The sequence below is a fragment of the Hongsoonwoonella zoysiae genome, assembly GCF_013266695.1.
In the GTDB taxonomy this organism is placed as follows: Bacteria; Pseudomonadota; Alphaproteobacteria; order Rhizobiales; family Stappiaceae; genus Hongsoonwoonella; species Hongsoonwoonella zoysiae.
On record NZ_JABRXF010000001.1, the window covers coordinates 1966820 to 1984177 of the forward strand.

Here is a 17358-nt window from a genome sequence, read left to right on the forward strand (position 1 = left end):
AAATTGCTTCAAACCTTTTGCACAGGACGTGGCGAACCGTTCTGTAATCCGCTACAAGCGTTGCGCCCGTGACATCCTTCGGATCGCGGATCGGCCGGCTCAATTCGAGACGGCGTGCAGGGAGTTTGAGAACGTGCATCCGGAACGACGCGACATGAGTGATCTTCGCCGCAATGCCAGCAAACGGTTTTTTCGCGGCATTGCGCGCGCTGGCATGATCGTGGCGATGCTTGGTCTGGCGGCCTGTTCGTCAACGTCGGATGATGCCGACCTTGCGACAACCGATATTCCCGCTGAAGAGCTTTATAATCAGGGCCTTGCGCTGCGCAACGAGGGTCGTCTCAGCGAGGCTTCCGAGAAATTCGCCGAGCTCGACAAGTACTATCCCTATTCCGAATATGCTCGTAAGTCGCTTATCAACGTGGCTTACGTGAGCTACACCCGGGGAAAATATCCGGAAGCAATCAACGCGGCGAAGCGCTTTACCACGCTTTATCCCGGCAATCCGGATTCGGCCTACGCGCTCTATATAATCGGCCAGTCCTACTTCAAGCAGATCCCGGATGTAACGCGCGACCAGCAGAACACGCAACGCGCACTTGCCGCCTTCGGCGAACTGGTCCAGCGGTTTCCGGATTCCGAATACGCCAGCGATGCGGAGACGAAGATACGCGCCACGGAAGACCAGCTTGCCGGCAAGGAAATGGAAGTCGGCCGCTACTATCTGAAGCGCGACAACTATGTCGCCGCGATCAACCGTTTCAAGACTGTGGTGATCAACTACCAGACCACCCGCCACATCGAAGAAGCGCTTTTCCGGCTGGTGGAAAGCTATTATGCGCTAGGCGTTATCAACGAGGCGCAGACGGCCGCGGCCGTTCTCGGCCATAACTACCCTGACAGCCAGTGGTACAAGGATGCCTACAACCTGTTGCAGACCGGCGGTTATTCGCCGGAGAGCGACGGTGGAAGCTGGATCAGCAAGGCGTTCGGGAGCATTAGCGTTCTTTAAGCGCGGGCCGCTCAGGAAGGGGCTCGCGCGCAACTCGGAATCCAAGTATCACTTGATCTGGTTCTTGTCCCAGCGAATCACTCCTGGATGCTAGCAGCGCTTGCTATTCGCGATATCGTCCTGATCGATCGCCTCGACCTGGAGTTCTCCGGCGGCATGTCCGTGCTGACGGGGGAAACCGGGGCGGGCAAATCCATTTTGCTCGACGCATTGACCCTTGCGCTCGGCGGGCGGGGCGATGCGGGCCTTGTCCGCAACAATGAGGCACAGGGGCAGGTCACGGCGGTCTTCGATGTTGCGGGAGACCATCCGGCCCGGCGTTTGCTTCGCGAAAACGGTATCGACGACGACGGGGATGTGATCCTGCGCCGCATTCAGTCGGCGGACGGGCGCAGCCGTGCCTTCGTCAACGACCAGCCCGTCAGTGTTTCCCTGCTCAGGCAGATCGGGTCGCTCCTGGTGGAAATCCACGGGCAGCATGATGCGCGCGCCTTCGTGGATCCGGAAGAGCATCGCCAAATTCTCGATTCGTTTGCCGGCCTCGAAGCCGACCGTGACGACGTTTCGAACGCGTTTCGGGGCATGCGCGCAGCGATCAAGGCGCAACGCGACCACGAAGCGCGGATAGAAGCCGCGCGGCGCGAGGCGGACTTCCTGCGTGCCGCCGTCGAAGAGCTTTCAGTACTTGATCCGCAGGTGGGAGAAGAAGACGAACTTGCCGCCCGCCGGACGGAAATGATGCAGGTTGAAAAGATCGCAAGCGACCTCAACGAAGCTTATGACGCGTTAAATGGAAACGCTTCCCCGATCACGGAACTGTCGAGCCTCTGGCGGCGGCTTGAACGCAAGGCGGAACAGGCGAGCCGGCTTCTGGGTGAGCCCGTCGCGGCGCTTGCCGCAGCGCTCGACAATCTGGAGGAAGCGCGCTCGGGCCTGGAGGCGGCGGTGCGCGAAACCGAATTCGACCCCAGGGAACTCGAGGCGGCCGAAGAGCGGCTCTTTGCGTTGCGAGGGGCTGCGCGGAAGTTCAACGTGATGGTTGACGAACTGCCTGCGCTGCGGGACCGGATGGCGGATGATCTGGCCGCGCTCGATGCCGGCGAAGAAAGGCTTGCGGGCCTTGAAGCGGCGGCGCGTGAAGCGCAAGCGCTTTACCGCGTCAAGGCCGAGGCCCTTTCCGAAAAACGCCGCAATGCGGCAAGGGCCCTTGAAGAGGCGGTGGCCGGCGAGCTGCCGGACCTCAAGCTTGAGCGTGCGCGTTTCATTGTGGAACAGGCGGTAGACGGCGAAGGCGGCGGGGCTGAAGGCATCGACCATATTGAGTTCTGGGTCCAGACCAACCCCGGAACCAGGCCGGGTCCGATGATGAAGGTCGCCTCCGGCGGCGAACTTTCGCGTTTTCTGCTTGCGCTGAAGGTATCGCTTGCCGACAAGGGTTCCGCGCCGACGCTGGTGTTCGACGAAATCGACACAGGCGTGGGAGGTGCTGTCGCGCAGGCGATCGGGGCGCGACTTGCCCGTCTTGCCCGGGACGTACAGGTGCTGACCGTTACCCATGCGCCGCAAGTGGCCGCGCGCGCGGAAGGCCACTTCCTGATTTCCAAGGCGGAAGCGGAGCCGGAGCGTGTCGTAACCCGCGTCAGCCGCATCGCCGAGGATCATCGCCGCGAGGAGATTGCGCGCATGCTTGCGGGCGCCCGCATTACCGAAGAAGCAAGGGCTGCTGCCGACAGCCTGCTTTCCGAAATTTCCGCGTAAAACCCGTTCAAGAATATTCGTGGGCTTTTCCAGACGTTCGGATTGGGCCATTTATTGGCGTGCATTGCCAGACCCCCGCATTCGAAAAGCAAACTCGCCAGGGCCATGACCGAAACCGCCGAAACAGAGCTGTCCCGCCGCAATATTGTTGATCTCACGATGGAAGAGGCGGCCAATGAGCTGGAGCGTCTGGCAAAGGCGATCGCCTATCACGACGAGCGCTACCACCGTGAGGACCAGCCGGAGATTTCCGATGCCGCCTATGATGCCCTGAAGCGGCGGAATGACGAGATCGAGGCGCGTTTTCCCGAGTTGGTTCGCAAGGATAGCCCGTCGCTCAGGGTCGGCGCGCAGCCTGCCGAAGGCTTCGGCAAGGTCACGCACGCAATCCCGATGCTGTCCCTGGACAATGCCTTTTCCGACGAGGATGTGCGGGATTTCGTGGGCAGGGTGCGCCGTTATCTGAAACTTGATCCTCTGGCGGGGAGCCTTGCCGTTACGGCAGAGCCGAAAATCGACGGGCTCTCCCTGTCGTTGCGATATGAAAACGGGGTGCTCGTTAGTGCGGCAACGCGTGGTGACGGCACCGTCGGCGAAAACGTGACTGCCAATGCGCGAACGATTGATGATATTCCGCAAAGGCTTCCGAATGGCGTTCCGGATGTCGTGGAGGTTCGCGGCGAAGTCTATATGGCGCACGAGGACTTCAAGGCGCTGAACGAGCGCATGGCGGCGCAAGGGGGCAAGGTCTTTGCGAACCCGCGCAATGCGGCTGCCGGTTCGCTACGCCAGCTCAACCCGGATGTGACGGCGAAGCGCCCCTTGCGCTTCTTCGCCTACGCCTGGGGCGAGATGAGCGAGGTCCCGCGCGAAACGCAGCTTGATATGGTCGCGCTTTTGGGCGAGTGGGGTTTTGCGATCAACGGCAGGATGATCCGCTGCGAGAGCGTGGAAGAACTGCTTGCGGCCTACCACGATATTGAGGAGGAGCGCGCGACGCTCGGCTACGATATCGACGGAATGGTCTATAAGGTTGACCGGCTCGATCTTCAGGCCCGCCTCGGCTTCGTCTCCCGCGCGCCACGTTGGGCGATCGCGCACAAGTTTCCGGCCGAAAAGGCCTTCACGATCGTCAACGACATTGAGATCCAGGTGGGGCGCACGGGCGCGCTTTCGCCGGTCGCCAAGCTTGAACCCGTCACCGTCGGTGGCGTCGTCGTCTCAAACGCCACGCTGCATAATGAGGACTATATCAAGGGCCTCGGCGCGAATGGCGAGCCTATCCGCGGCGGCAAGGATGTGCGCAAGGGCGATACGGTGCAGATCCAGCGCGCCGGCGATGTCATTCCGCAGATCATCGACGTCGATCTTGAAAAACGCCCGGCTGATGCGAAGCCCTACGAGTTTCCGACCGTTTGCCCGGCATGCGGCAGTCATGCCGTGCGCGAGGTGAACCCGAAAACCGGGAGGCCCGATGCGGTACGCCGCTGCACTGGCGGGCTTGTCTGCCCGGCGCAGGCGATGGAAAAGCTCAAGCATTTCGTTTCGCGCAACGCCTTTGACATCGAAGGCCTCGGCGACAAGCAGGTGGAGTTTTTCTACTCCCTGCCGAAGGACGAAGGCGGCATTCATCAGCCGGCGGATATTTTCACGCTGAAAGAACGGGATGAAAAATCTCCGATCAAAAAGCTCAAGAATCGCGACGGTTGGGGAGAAACGTCGGCGTCGAACCTGTTCGCCGCCATTGATGCGCGCCGTGAAATCGAGTTGAACCGCTTCATCTTCGCCCTCGGCATCCGGCATGTGGGAGAGGGTAACGCAAAGCTACTTGCGCGCCATTATGGATCCTGGAGCGCATTTTCCGAAGCATTGGAAGCGGCAGGCGATACTTCCGGAGAGGCCTGGCAGGAACTCAACAACATAGATGGTATAGGTGAGACGGTCGCCCGAGCGGTGGTCGATTTTTTCGCGGAAGGCCATAACCGGGACGCCGTCGCGGCATTGCTGAACGAGGTGACGCCGCTTGACATGGAGCGTATCGAAGCCGGCGCGAGCCCGGTTGCCGGCAAGACGCTCGTCTTTACCGGCACGCTGGAGCACATGAGCCGGGACGAAGCCAAGGCAAAGGCGGAATCCATGGGCGCCAAGGTTGCCGGGTCGGTGTCGAAGAAAACCGACCTCGTCATAGCCGGGCCAGGCGCGGGTTCGAAGCTGAAGAAAGCGCAGGAGCTTGGCCTGAAGGTGGTCGACGAGGAGACCTGGCTCGAAATGGCGGGATTGAAGTAACGGTTCCGCGGGCGATAGAATTCACGTAATCGTGATGAAGAGGGTACGCTTAATTTTTCCGTAGCGGATTTTTAATGACTAATCGCGCGATCCTGGTGGAATGTGGTGGCTTTGGCTTCAGGAAAGACTTTTTCAAGATGCCATCAAAATATTATGAAACCTAAAGGCAAACCTATACGAACTATATATTAATTTAAGAGAATATCGTATTTCAAAGAATTATAATATATTTATGTATATTTTACAATTTTAGATAAATGTCTTGCATGGACGATAATATATTTAAGATCTCCTTAGAGGATTATATCCCTGTCTCTAATGTAATTCCGCTACGGTATTTAAATTTCAGCGTATCCCGATTCGCTCACGGATAACTTTTGAACAATAATTTTGGCAAAAACCTTATCCATCGGCAAAACTTGGAGAATGTTGGCTGAAAAGCGCATCGGAAATGGCAATCTGTTGAGTTTTGCATTCGGGAAAACCGAGGACTCGGGTGAATTGGCAATCATGAATTGTCGCCTCGCGGGCTCCACCTCGCGCAAAATTCGCGCTGGGCGAAATGCAATAGGCACTACTGCCGATACGCTTCATTAAACGCTGCGGTGGATGGTTGACGAAAACCCAAGCGCGGGTGCCGGGACTGGATGGCACGTTGCAAGCGCTGAAGGCATACAGGGGGGAGCGTTGCCGGGCGACGCACGTTCAGTGGCAATTGGCGGGAAGGATGGGCGCGAAGGGCGATGGGCGACGAAATTCGCCGGACACTTTGTACTTTCGGGCAACCGGCGGTTCTTTCGGGTAGTTGTCTGGGCGTTCGTATTCGCGGCGATGCTGATTGCCGGTTGGTTGCTTCTTTCGGTCGTGGTTGGCGACGACCTGTCCCGCCAGAACGATGCCGGCATCGGGGAATACGAGAAACTCACCAGGCGGTCGATAGAGTTGATCGCCCAGTTGGAACGGCAGGTCACGGCCGAAGCATGTTCGCCCGCCTTTCTTGACGGAATGCGCAAACTTGCTTTCCTGCCGGACGGGATAAACAGCATCCTCTACGCGCAGGATGGCGCGATAGCCTGTACGTCGAACGCAGGCAAACTGGACCGGAAGGTCGAATTCGGCGCGCCGGATCTCGCGGCAAGCGAAACCGCTGCGAACCTCGATATATGGTTCGACCGTCCTCAGGGGCCTCTGGGGCTGCCTGGTGAGATCGGCACGATAGTCGGCGGCAATGGTTTTCTCGTGACAATGCCGGAAATTTCCGCGCCGGAGGGACCTTTCGGAAGAAGTTCACGCGAAATCATTTTCCGCGTCGATGATAAACGATGGATCTCGCGGAGCGGCCGCAAAGGGCTTTACGCCGCCGCGGGAATGGTCGGCATTAGCGGTTTCAATTGGGCCGAGTGGTCGTTTTACGGTCGCGATTGCGGTGAGTTGGGCCTTTATTGCGCCGCATCGCGTGCGCCGCTTTCCGAGGTGATCGCTTCGCGTCCCTTCCAGATCGGCGGTTTTCTGGCGTTTGCCTGCATTGTCGCCTTTTTCGTCGGTGGGCTCGCCGATCGTGGCATGCGCTCCTACTGGTCGCTGCCTCAGCGCTTCGTGCGCGGCCTGACCGCTGAGCGCGTTGAATGCGTCTATCAGCCCGTCGTGCAAATGGAGACCGGTGCGATCGTCGGTATCGAGGTGTTGTCGCGCTGGCGCGATGCAGATGGCCGGCTCGTGTTTCCGGACACCTTCCTGCCGATCGTGAACGACCGCGGCCTTTCGCGCAGGCTCACCGAAATCGTCATCGGCAAAGCGCGCAAGGAATTGGCGCAACATCTTCCGGCGGATATGGAACTGCAGGTTGCCTTCAATATTTCGCCGCGCGACTATAAGTATGACTTTCTGCGCCCGCTTTTCGATGGTCATGAGCCCGACACGGCACGGCTCGGATATATCGTGGAAATCGTCGAAACCGAAAGCTTCGACCTGTCGAGCATCAAGCTGGAGATGATGCGGCTTCGCCGTCAGGGCGTGCGCACCTATATCGACGATTTCGGCGTCGGCTTTTCCAATATCGGCAATCTCGCCGAACTGCCGATCGACGGCGTAAAGCTTGATCGCGGGTTTTCCATGGCGCCGCAAGGAAGCCTTTGGGCAAACATGCTGCCGCGTGCGCTGGAGCTTGTCGGCTCCGCGGGCCACCGGGTCGTGGTGGAAGGCGTCGAGACAGCGGAACGTTTTGAAATGCTGAAGAAAAACCGGCACGCGACCTTTGTGCAAGGGTATTTTATCGCAAGGCCGATGCCGGTGGAGGCTTTGGTTACGTTCCTCAAGTCCTACCCCGCCAGCGGGCCTGCGGGAACTGAGCAACCTGTTGCTGCATCGGCGCTAAATATCGTCGATTTCGGGCGATTGAAACGCTGATATTCACCGCATTTGCCATTCCCCCTGATAAGTGCGCTTGCTTTCGCTATATTGGTCCAAAGCGCGAACGGATTCGCGCGAAAGCCAACAAGCAGAAGCAGCGCCCCATGCCTCAACATCCCGGCGATCCGGCGGGCCGGATAGAGCCTCATTTCGATAGCGAGCCGCAAGACGCGGCAAAGTCCGGTGGCGGTATCGCCGCGCGGGCTCTCGCAGCTGCAACCCGGGCGCGCGACGTCGCGGATTATCTTGAGGGGTTGAACCCGGAACAGCGCGAGGCGGTGCTGACACTTGACGGTCCCGTACTGGTGCTGGCGGGTGCGGGCACGGGCAAGACGCGGGTTCTGACGACGCGCATTGCGCATATCATTTCGGAGCAAAAGGCCTATCCCGGGCAGATACTTGCGGTGACCTTCACCAACAAGGCCGCCCGCGAGATGAAGCACCGCATCGGGGATCTGATCGGCGGCAATGTGGAGGGGATGCCCTGGCTTGGCACGTTCCACTCCATCTGCGTGAAGATCCTGCGCCGCCATGCGGAGCTTGCCGGTCTCAAGTCAAGCTTCACGATCCTCGATACCGACGACCAGCTTCGCCTGATGAAGCAGATCATCCAGGCGGAGGGGCTTGACGACAAGCGCTGGACAGCGCGTGCCTTCGCTTCGATCGTCGACGGCTGGAAGAACCGGGCGCTGACGCCGGAACAGGTGCCGGAAGGCGAGGCGCGCGCTTTCGGCAACGGCAAGGGAAAGAAGCTTTACGCGGAGTATCAGGAGCGCCTTTCGATCCTGAACGCAGCCGATTTTGGCGACCTTCTGCTGCACACGATCACGCTTTTCCGCAACAATCCGGATGTTCTGGCGGAATACCAGAAGCGCTTCCGCTATATGCTGGTCGATGAGTATCAGGACACCAACATCGCCCAGTATCTGTGGCTGCGCCTGCTTGCGCAGGGAAATCCGAATGTCTGCTGCGTGGGCGACGATGACCAGTCGATCTACGGCTGGCGCGGCGCGGAAGTCGACAATATCTTGCGCTTCGAGCATGACTTCAAGGGCGCGAAGGTGATCCGGCTTGAGCGCAACTACCGCTCCACGAGCCACATTCTGGCGACTGCCTCGCACCTGATTTCCCATAACGAAGGCAGGCTCGGCAAAACGCTTTTCACCGATCTTGCCGATCCCGACGCCGAGCGCGTCATGGTGGCATCCTCGTGGGATTCGGAAGAAGAAGCGCGCAACATCGGCGACGAGATCGAGGCGCTGCAGTCGAAAGGGCACAGGCTCAACGACATGGCGATCCTGGTTCGCGCCTCCTTCCAGATGCGCGAGTTCGAAGACCGGTTCGTGACTCTTGGCCTGAACTACCGCGTCATCGGGGGCCCGCGTTTTTACGAGCGCATGGAAATCCGCGATGCCATGGCCTATTTCCGCTGCGTCGCGCAGCCGGCGGACGATCTCGCGTTCGAGCGGATCGTGAATACGCCGAAGCGTGGTTTGGGCGAGGCGACAATGAAGACCGTCCACGGCCTTGCCCGCGCGGAACGCATTCCATTGATGGAAGCCGCCGGCATCCTCTGCCAGACGGAGGAGCTCCGCCCAAAAGCCCGCACGGCGATCAGGGCGCTTCTTGCCGATTTCGACCGCTGGCGCGAGCAGGTCGAGACGATGCCACCGACCGAGCTTGCCGAAATCATTCTGGATGAGAGCGGCTACACTGAAATGTGGCGCCAGGACCGCTCGGCCGAAGCGCCGGGCCGGCTCGACAACCTGAAGGAACTTGTGCGCTCTGTCGGCGACTTCGAAACGCTGTCCGGCTTTCTGGAGCATGTGTCGCTGGTGATGGACCGCGATGCCGGTGTCGATGACGATGCCGTCTCGCTGATGACGCTTCATTCGGCCAAGGGGCTTGAATTCGACACCGTCTTCCTGCCCGGTTGGGAGGAGGGGCTCTTTCCCCACCAGCGCGCGCTTGACGAAAGCGGTCGGGCAGGGCTGGAGGAGGAGCGGCGTCTTGCTTATGTCGGCGTGACGCGGGCAAAAAGGCGCGCGCGGATTTCATTCGCCGTCAACCGGCGCATCCATGGCATGTGGCAGTCCACCGTTCCCTCTCGTTTCCTTGACGAATTGCCCGAAGAGCAGGTCGAAGTCATTGAGCCCAATTCCAGCTATGGCGGTTATGGGGCCGGCGGATATGGCGCAAGCCGCTTCGACAATCGCGATCCCTTCCAGTCGACTTATTCCACGCCCGGCTGGCAGCGCGCCCAGCGTGCCCGTTCATCGGGAGCGGGCGGGTATGAGGGCAGGTCGCGGTTTGCCGAACGCAATCACCGGCAGGGGCCGAAGACGATAGAAGGCGAACTCGTCGCGAAATCCGTGTCCGATGTGCCGTCCGGCTTCTCCTTGGGAGAGCGGATTTTCCACCTGAAGTTCGGTTACGGCGAGATTGCATCGATCGAAGGCAACAAGCTGACGGTCGATTTCGACAAGGCGGGGCGCAAGCGCGTTCTCGACAGTTTCGTCGAGCGGCACTGATCGTGCCGTGGCGCAAGGCAGCGCCTGAGCGAACCGTCTGGCAAAGGGGATCGGGAGCGGTTATACCTCGCGCCCGGTATTTCGCCCCTTCATCATCCTCACCGAAAGCACGCCCATGCCCACCATCCGCATTCTCATCAAGGCTGAGGAACTCGAAGCCAAGCGGATCAACGATATTCTCGAACGAACCTTTGAAGACGACGGTTATGCGACCGCAATCTTCGAAACGAAGGCGGGCGGGCGCGAATGGGCTGCGGAAATCCTGATCACCGATATGGATGCCGAAGAGGCGGTGGAGCTTGTGCGCGACCGGGTCGGCGCGGATGCTTTCGCCGCCCCCATCGAAGCGGAGGAACTTCCCGAAATCAACTGGGTGGCGAAAAGCCTTGAAGGTTTGAAGCCGGTTCGCGCCGGACGGTTTTTCGTCCATGGCTCGCATGACCGGGACAAGCGGCCGTTCAACGCCCATTCCATCGAGGTGGAAGCGGCCCTTGCTTTTGGCACCGGCCATCATGGAACGACGGCTGGCTGCCTTGTCGAGCTCGACCGACTGTTGAACCGCCGCTCCTACAATCGAATCCTCGATCTCGGGACGGGTACGGGCGTGCTTGCGATCGCCATCGCAATGATGACGAAGCAGGAGGTGGTCGCCACCGATATCGATCCTGTCGCAGTAAGGACAACGCGCGAGAATGCCGAAAAGAACGGCGTTGGACCGCTGGTCAAGGCGTTTGCGGCCAATGGGGTGGACGACCGGCGCTTTGGCGAGGAAGGCCCCTTCGACCTTGTCGTCGCGAATATATTGGCAAAGCCGCTGACGAAGCTTTCCGCGCCGCTTTCGCGGCGTATGTCCTGGCCGGCGACGCTCGTGCTTTCCGGCCTTCTGGAGCATGACGGGCCGCGCATCGTCTCCGCCTATGCCATGCAGGGCTTCAAGCTTGTGCGCAAACGCTCGTATGACGGCTGGCTGACGTTGACTTTCGTACGCGGTCTGCCGGATGCCTGATGATCGGCGGGAAACCGACAATGCAATAAAAAAGGCAGGGTGCGTGCACCCCGCCCTTTTTGGGAAGTTCAAAAAGCTTTCGGCGACGCTCAGATGATGGAGCCGAAGCGGCTTTCCTTTTCCAGTTCCTTGCGGTCGTAGCCATAAGCGGCCAGCGTCGCATCGTCGAGCGACAGAAGGTAGCCGTTGACATAGCGGCGCGCCTGACGCTCGCGAGAAGCGACCATACGGTCAACGGCCCTGTTGAAAAAGCTCTTGCCCGTGCTGCGGCCAGCGGTGAGCGAAGTGGATGTAGTGGTGGCGATAGCCATGATATTCTCCGTTCTGGAGCATATTCCGCCAGACCCGAACCGGATTTGGCGACAAGAATATGCTCAAGGGATTGATCCTGGAGCGATTTCTTATCGATCGGGCACTTCAACCCGATCGGAAAGCGCTCGAGGTCTCTTTTCGTATAAGAGCTTCCTCCCTCAAACTCTGTAGGAGAGTATGGGCGGGCGGAGATGGGTTTAGTAGACCTGTAACCGCATGACAGGCTTGCGGTTTTCGCATGTGCGAAGTGCTATGTTGCAATGCAGTCTTTGCAATTGCCGGTCAAGCTGCTTCGATTCTGTGCATTTCGATATGGCGTAACGGTGTGATGACCCGCTTCCTGATGCCTGTTTGCGCATTTGCCGATTGCCAATGCAAAATCGCCGGTTTAGCGTCCGCCCATGTTTCAGTCTTTCGATAGCGATAACGACCCGACCAATGGTGCCGCGCGAGCCGCATTGCTCCGGGCAGAACTGGCCGCTCGCGGCCTTCACGGCTTCCTCGTTCCGCGTGCGGACGCGCATCAGGGGGAATATGTTCCCCCGTCCGAAGCGCGGCTTCAGTGGCTGACGGGATTTGCCGGCTCCGCCGGAATGGCGGTGATTCTTGCCGACCGCGCGGCGATCTTCGTCGACGGCCGTTATACGATCCAGGTTCGCGAGCAGGTGGATACGTCTGTCTTCGAGCCCGAACACCTGATCGAGACGCCGCCCGCCGAATGGCTGAAAACGGAGCTAAACCAGGGCGATAAACTCGGTTTCGACCCCGCGCTGCACACGGTGTCTGGCGTCAGAAGGCTTGAGAAAGCCTGCAAGGCGGCTGGTGCCGAACTTGTCGCGGTAGAGAGCAACCCGGTCGATACCGTATGGGAGGATCGTCCCGAACCGCCTGTCGGAGCTGTTACGCTTCATCCAGCAGAATTTTCGGGCGAGGAAGCCTCATCGAAAATCGCCCGTATCGCGAAGGATGTTGAGAAAGCCGGTGCCGACGTGGCGGTGCTTACCCAGCCCGATTCGATCGCCTGGCTCTTCAATATTCGCGGCGCGGACGTTGAGCATACGCCCCTGCCGCTCTCCTTTGCGCTTCTACCCGCTGAGGGCAGGCCGACGCTTTTTATCGACGGGCGGAAGCTCACCAATTCCGTGCGCGACTATCTGTCGGCGCTTTGCGATATCGCCGGGCCTCAAGACCTTCTGGGGGAAGTCGCCAAGCTCGGCGGCCAGAAGCGGCGCCTCCTGCTCGATCCCGATTGGGCGGGAGAGGCCATAGCCCGTGCGTGCAGGGATGCCGGGGGAACCTTTGTCGAAAAGCCGGATCCCGTGCTCCTGCCCAAGGCGATCAAGAACAAGACCGAGATTGAAGGTGCAAGGTCCGCACATCTGCGCGATGGTGCCGCGTTCGCCCGCTTCCTTGCCTGGTTCGATCGCACGGTGCAGGAAGTCGAACTGGACGAGATTGCCGTCGCCGAGGCGCTTGAGGGTTTTCGGGTGGAAACCGGCATGTTGAAGGAGATTTCCTTCGACACGATTTCAGCCGCAGGCCCGCACGCCGCTATCCCGCACTATCGTGTCAGCCGCGAGAGCTCCCTCAAGATTCCGAAGAACAGCCTGTTTCTGATCGATTCCGGCGGGCAATACGAAGACGGGACGACAGATATCACGCGAGCCATTGCGGTCGGCAATGTCCCGGAAGACCAGAAGCGTCATTTCACGCTTGTTCTGAAAGGCCATATTGCGATTGCGACCGCGCGCTTTCCGGCTGGCACGACAGGCGCGCAGCTTGACACGCTGGCGCGTCACGCGCTGTGGTCCGCAGGGCTCGATTTCGACCACGGCACGGGACACGGCGTCGGCTCCTATCTTTCCGTGCACGAGGGGCCGCAGCGCATCGCCAAGACGGGCACCGTGCCTCTCAAGGCCGGCATGATCCTGTCGAACGAACCCGGTTACTACAAGACGGGCAGCCATGGCATTCGTATCGAAAACCTGGAACTCGTGTGTGAGGCCGAACCGGTCGAAGGTGGCGACAGGGTCATGCACCGCTTCGAAGCACTGACGCTCGCTCCAGTCGATCTGCGGCTTGTCGTCAGAGATCTGCTTTCGCCTGCCGAGGTCGATTGGCTGAACGCCTACCACCGCCGGGTGCTTTCAAAGGTCGGTCCGCTTGTCGACAGCGGTACGCGGGAATGGCTGGAGAAGGCGACGCGCCCGCTTTGACCTTCACCCGACGACCGCGCGAAGAACCAGCAGCGATCCTACTCCGACCGCGATGACGGCAAGAAGCGGCAAGCGGAATGCGGCCACAGCAGTGATCGCGGTAGCTCCGGCCTCGGCGTAACCACTTGCAAACGCGGTCGGTGCGATCACCGACATAAGCACCGCGGGCGGCACGGCCTGAAGGGCGGTTTCAAGCCGTTTACCCATATGCACGTGGCTGACCAGGACGAAGCCTGCGATCCTTGTGAAGTAGGTCGCGGCCGCCATGCCTAGGATGACGAAGAGCGTTGTCGGTTCGATGCTCATTGGGGGTCTCCGCTTTCAAGGGCAGCACCTGGAGGGCAGGGCGCGGCATCTTCCGTATCCGCTGTGAAAGCGGCGGTCGCCACGCCCGCAAGAGCGCCTGCGGCGATATACCAGGCGCCTTCCACGAAGGAGTGCGTGACAACGGCAGTAACCGTGCTGGCGGCAAGGACCGCGCCTGTTTTCGGCCCTTTCCAGAATCCGGCCACCAGGAAGATGAAAACCGCCGGAAACACGAAATCGAGCCCGTAGCGCGCAGGGTCGCCAAGTGCGGCGCCAATGATCGAACCTGTCGTCGTTGAAGATATCCACGCGGCATAGAGCGGCAGCACGAGCCCGGCGTACCATGCGGGTGTAATTGTTTGCGTCATCGCGTGCCGTTCGGCGACGGCCCAGGTTTCGTCCACGAGAAAGAAGGCGGCTGCGTATTTCTGGCCGCTGCCGAAGCGCTTGAGCTTCGGCGCGAAAGATGCACCCATCAGGATGTGACGGATATTCACGAGAAGCGCGGAAAACGTCATCACACCGATGGAAACGGGGTCTTGCCAGATATCGATGGCGACGAATTGCGATCCGCCGGCGAAGACGATGGCGCTCATCAGCGCGACTTCGAACGGCGACAGACCCTTCTGGGCGGCAACGGCACCGAACAGCAAGCCGATGGGAAGAACGGCGAAGAAGATCGGCAGAATCGTGACCGCCCCGGCTGTAGCTTGCCTGAAGGGTGTCGAGGGGTGACGTCTTTCAGCGGACATGGCTGCGGTTTCCTTCATTTTGATGAGGGAACTACACGCAAGTCGGTTTTCAGGTCTTGGACGGGATTGCTTGTCGCAAGATTCACGCGGCTATTGCGCCGGGAGCACGGAAAGCGCCGGGTGTCACGCCGCATCTCGCCTTGAACAGGCGGTTCAGGTGGCTTTGGTCGTAAAAGCCGCAATCGGCCGCGACATCGGCCGGCAACGCGCCGTCGGAAAGCAGCTTGCGCGCCGCCCTTACGCGAATATCGGTAAGGTAGGCGTGCGGGGTCAGGCCGGTCTCCCGTTTGAAGGCCCGCACCAGATGCGAGCGGCTGAGGCCCGACACGCGGGACAATGTTGCGAGGTCTATGTCCTCGGCGAAATTGGCGTGCAGATAGTCGCGGATTTCGCCAATTCCCCGGCGGTGCCTGAGAAAGGCGGGTACGGGTTCAAGATCTGCGTAGCGAACCAGTGCGGCGGCGAAGACGCCATGCATCGCCTCGTCCTCTTCAAGCTTGCCGCCGCCCGATTCAAGCAGGCGGTGGAGCCTGGAAAAGCGCGCTGCAAGCTCGGGATCGGGCGCCATCGGCGCCCGGAAGAAGGGAACGGATGTCACCGGCCGGCCTAGAAGATCGGAGGCGATTTTCTGGATGAGCGGCACGCTCGGATAGCTCATTCGGTAGGCGTATCCGGGTCCGTGCGGTTCTCCGTCGTGAACCTCGTCCGGATTGACCATGCAGATGTCGCCATGGCTTGCATAGCGCATTTCGCCGCGAATTCGGTAGCGCTCGCATCCGGCTTCGATGGTGCCGAACACATAGGTCTCATGCGTATGGGGCGCATAGGTGTGTTTGCGGAAGGTCGCGGCCAGACATTCCAGCCCGTCAAACCGCGCCTCGCGCCAGAATTGCGCCCGTTCGCCGCGGGTGAGCGGCGCTTCAGCGAATGCTTCTGCCTGTGTGACGTTATCCATGACCGGCTAACAATAACGAAGTAGGCATGGTTCGTCTTGGATGCAATTGCTCGTCGATATTCGCCGGTTTCAAGGGGCGGTCCCGCCTTTAGCGGTGCTCTTCCTGCTCCGCCGCGATCAGGGCGGAGTTGAAATACCTGAGCGCGCGCACATGACTTGCGTAGCCGACGACCTGCTTTTCCTCTTTGCTGTCGATCACCGGCAGGCGGGCGGCGCCGGTCTGGTCGAAAAGCTTCAACGCAGTCTCAAGGGTGTCCCCCGCATGCAGATAAGGTGCGCCCGAGGCGACGTCGAAGGGTTCGGGCTCGCTGTCTTCCGGTGGTTTTTCCAGAAAATCGGAAACATGGACGATGCGCACCAGCCATTTGTGGGAGCCCTCCTGAAGCATCACGCCACGCATTTCCAGCTGCCAGTGGAAATAGGAGCGTCCGTGCACGGCCTGTGTGATGCCGGTGGCGATGGAAACGGCGATGAGAAGGGCGATCGAGAGCGCGTAACCGCCCGTAAGCTCGAAGACGATCATCGTCGTTGAAAAGGGCGCGCCCAGAACGGCTGCGGCAACGGCCCCCATGCCAAGGATCGCGTAGAGCCCGTGCGAGGAGGCAAGCTCGGGAAAGGCGGACGCCGCGATAAGTCCGAAGGCTCCGCCCGCCATGGCGCCGAGATAGAGCGAGGGCGAGAATATGCCGCCGCCGAAGCGCGAGGCGAGCGTGACCGCCGTTGCCGCCGTCTTTGCGAAAAGAAGGGCGAAAAGCATCGCAAGCGGCAATTGATGCTTCAGCGCGGCGTCCGTCGCCTCGTAGCCGACGCCGAGAACCTCGGGCAGGAATATGCCGATCATACCGACCATGGCGCCGCCAATGACCGGGCGTAGCCACAGCGGCATCGCAATGTTTCGCGCCACCCAGTCCGCGCCGATCAGCGCGAACTGGAAGATGATGGCGACCGCCGCGCAGGTCAGCCCCAAAAGCGCGAAGGCCGGTATCTCCCAGTAGGAGGTGATCTGATATTGCGGGATCACGAAGGCGGCGATATCGCCGAACCAGAGGCGGGACAGAAGCGTTCCGAGCGTGGAAGCGATGACGATCGGCACGAAAGCGGAGAGCGCGTAGTGCCCGAGTATCACTTCATGTGCGAACAGAACGCCGGCGATCGGCGCGTTGAAGCTTGCCGAAACCGCGCTTGCCACCCCGCAGGCCAGGATGATGCGGCGCGCGGAATCCGGCAGGCGGAACGCCCGGCAAAGCGCCATGCCGATGGTTGCGCCAAGATGTACGACCGGGCCTTCGCGCCCCGCGCTCGCCCCGCTGCCAAGCGATACGGCGGTAAGCGCGGCGGAAGAAATTCCCGGCCAGAATTCGAGGCCGCGCCCGCCATGGGCGCGTGCCTCGATCACGTCGGCAACGCCATAGGCGCGTTGCTTCGGCTGCAGCTTTTCCAGCCAGATGCCGACAATCAGGCCGCCGGTTGTGGGCGCAAGCAGGATCACCCACCAGGGCAGGCCGGCGGCAGCGCTTGCCACACGTTCGCTCATCGTGCCGAGCCAGGGTAATTGAACGAGGTTGATCCCCAGTCGGAACAGGATCGCCGCAAGCGCCACGAAAAGGCCAACCAGCACCGACAGCCCCCAGATCAGCGGAAGCCGTGTGGAAACGAACAGGCGGAAATTCGGCTCGATCCAGCGCCGGGCGATTGTGTATTGGCGCAGGAACGTGCGTTTGATCGGGCTCATGATCCGTTATGGCGTGGCGAATTCATTTCGGCGAAGGCCGATATGACGGGTTGATGGCTGCATGCGCAAACGCTTAGCGCGGA

The 17358-nt window shown here is 60.4% G+C and carries 12 protein-coding genes; 7 read left to right on the top strand and 5 right to left on the bottom strand.

The features are described 5' to 3' along the window. Positions 1 to 154 precede the first annotated feature (154 nt). The 6 genes from HPQ64_RS09115 to HPQ64_RS09140 all read left to right on the top strand — a co-directional run bounded on the left by HPQ64_RS09115 (position 155) and on the right by HPQ64_RS09140 (position 11002). Positions 155 to 1012 (top strand): outer membrane protein assembly factor BamD, encoded by an 858-nt coding sequence (locus HPQ64_RS09115; protein ID WP_172888031.1) that lies wholly within the window; start codon positions 155 to 157, stop codon positions 1010 to 1012. Positions 1013 to 1099: 87 nt separating this feature from the next. Beyond that, complete coding sequence (gene recN / locus HPQ64_RS09120) at positions 1100 to 2770, top strand: DNA repair protein RecN (protein ID WP_172888032.1); 1671 nt, start codon at positions 1100 to 1102, stop codon at positions 2768 to 2770. Between the two features lie 105 nt (positions 2771 to 2875). Then, positions 2876 to 5056 carry an NAD-dependent DNA ligase LigA gene (gene ligA / locus HPQ64_RS09125; protein WP_172888033.1) on the top strand — a complete coding sequence of 727 codons (2181 nt, stop codon included), beginning with the start codon at positions 2876 to 2878 and terminating at the stop codon, positions 5054 to 5056. Positions 5057 to 5764: 708 nt separating this feature from the next. Continuing rightward, entirely contained in the window at positions 5765 to 7462 is a 1698-nt protein-coding gene (locus tag HPQ64_RS09130) for an EAL domain-containing protein (RefSeq protein WP_172888034.1), read from the top strand. Positions 7463 to 7569: 107 nt separating this feature from the next. After that, on the top strand, positions 7570 to 9996 hold the full coding sequence (locus HPQ64_RS09135) for an ATP-dependent helicase (protein WP_172888035.1): 2427 nt from the start codon (positions 7570 to 7572) through the stop codon (positions 9994 to 9996). A gap of 115 nt (positions 9997 to 10111) precedes the next feature. After that, the gene (locus tag HPQ64_RS09140; RefSeq protein WP_172888036.1) at positions 10112 to 11002 is read left to right on the top strand and encodes a 50S ribosomal protein L11 methyltransferase; all 891 of its coding nucleotides are present in this window, start codon (positions 10112 to 10114) and stop codon (positions 11000 to 11002) included. 89 nt (positions 11003 to 11091) lie between these two features. On the opposite strand, the gene HPQ64_RS09145 is transcribed toward HPQ64_RS09140, so the two are convergent. Next, on the bottom strand, positions 11092 to 11313 hold the full coding sequence (locus HPQ64_RS09145) for a hypothetical protein (RefSeq protein WP_172888037.1): 222 nt from the start codon (positions 11311 to 11313) through the stop codon (positions 11092 to 11094). 402 nt (positions 11314 to 11715) lie between these two features. Here HPQ64_RS09145 and HPQ64_RS09150 point away from each other — a divergent pair, with 402 nt between their 5' ends. Next, positions 11716 to 13530, top strand: a complete 1815-nt coding sequence (locus tag HPQ64_RS09150) for an aminopeptidase P family protein (RefSeq protein WP_172888038.1) — start codon at positions 11716 to 11718, stop codon at positions 13528 to 13530. 3 nt (positions 13531 to 13533) lie between these two features. Here HPQ64_RS09150 and HPQ64_RS09155 read toward each other — a convergent pair whose 3' ends face one another. The 4 genes from HPQ64_RS09155 to HPQ64_RS09170 form a co-directional block, all read right to left on the bottom strand. Next, entirely contained in the window at positions 13534 to 13836 is a 303-nt protein-coding gene (locus HPQ64_RS09155; protein ID WP_172888039.1) for an AzlD family protein, read from the bottom strand. Further along, a complete protein-coding gene (locus HPQ64_RS09160; protein WP_172888040.1) occupies positions 13833 to 14588 on the bottom strand; it encodes an AzlC family ABC transporter permease in 756 nt (251 codons plus the stop codon). The genes HPQ64_RS09155 and HPQ64_RS09160 overlap by 4 nt, the downstream gene beginning before the upstream one ends. 82 nt (positions 14589 to 14670) lie before the next feature. Beyond that, a complete protein-coding gene (locus HPQ64_RS09165; RefSeq protein ID WP_172888041.1) occupies positions 14671 to 15543 on the bottom strand; it encodes an AraC family transcriptional regulator in 873 nt (290 codons plus the stop codon). 88 nt (positions 15544 to 15631) lie between these two features. Next, positions 15632 to 17275, bottom strand: a complete 1644-nt coding sequence (locus HPQ64_RS09170; protein WP_172888042.1) for a chloride channel protein — start codon at positions 17273 to 17275, stop codon at positions 15632 to 15634. Between the last annotated feature and the right edge of the window lie 83 nt (positions 17276 to 17358).

What these genes read in the sequence shown, in the direction of transcription:
- HPQ64_RS09115 (WP_172888031.1), top strand. Translation starts at nt 155, where the DNA reads ATGAGTGATCTTCGCCGCAATGCCAGCAAACGGTTTTTTCGCGGCATT.
- recN (WP_172888032.1), top strand. Translation starts at nt 1,100, where the DNA reads ATGCTAGCAGCGCTTGCTATTCGCGATATCGTCCTGATCGATCGCCTC.
- ligA (WP_172888033.1), top strand. Translation starts at nt 2,876, where the DNA reads ATGACCGAAACCGCCGAAACAGAGCTGTCCCGCCGCAATATTGTTGAT.
- HPQ64_RS09135 (WP_172888035.1), top strand. Translation starts at nt 7,570, where the DNA reads ATGCCTCAACATCCCGGCGATCCGGCGGGCCGGATAGAGCCTCATTTC.
- HPQ64_RS09140 (WP_172888036.1), top strand. Translation starts at nt 10,112, where the DNA reads ATGCCCACCATCCGCATTCTCATCAAGGCTGAGGAACTCGAAGCCAAG.
- HPQ64_RS09145 (WP_172888037.1), bottom strand. Translation starts at nt 11,313, where the DNA reads ATGGCTATCGCCACCACTACATCCACTTCGCTCACCGCTGGCCGCAGC.
- HPQ64_RS09150 (WP_172888038.1), top strand. Translation starts at nt 11,716, where the DNA reads ATGTTTCAGTCTTTCGATAGCGATAACGACCCGACCAATGGTGCCGCG.
- HPQ64_RS09155 (WP_172888039.1), bottom strand. Translation starts at nt 13,836, where the DNA reads ATGAGCATCGAACCGACAACGCTCTTCGTCATCCTAGGCATGGCGGCC.
- HPQ64_RS09160 (WP_172888040.1), bottom strand. Translation starts at nt 14,588, where the DNA reads ATGTCCGCTGAAAGACGTCACCCCTCGACACCCTTCAGGCAAGCTACA.
- HPQ64_RS09165 (WP_172888041.1), bottom strand. Translation starts at nt 15,543, where the DNA reads ATGGATAACGTCACACAGGCAGAAGCATTCGCTGAAGCGCCGCTCACC.
- HPQ64_RS09170 (WP_172888042.1), bottom strand. Translation starts at nt 17,275, where the DNA reads ATGAGCCCGATCAAACGCACGTTCCTGCGCCAATACACAATCGCCCGG.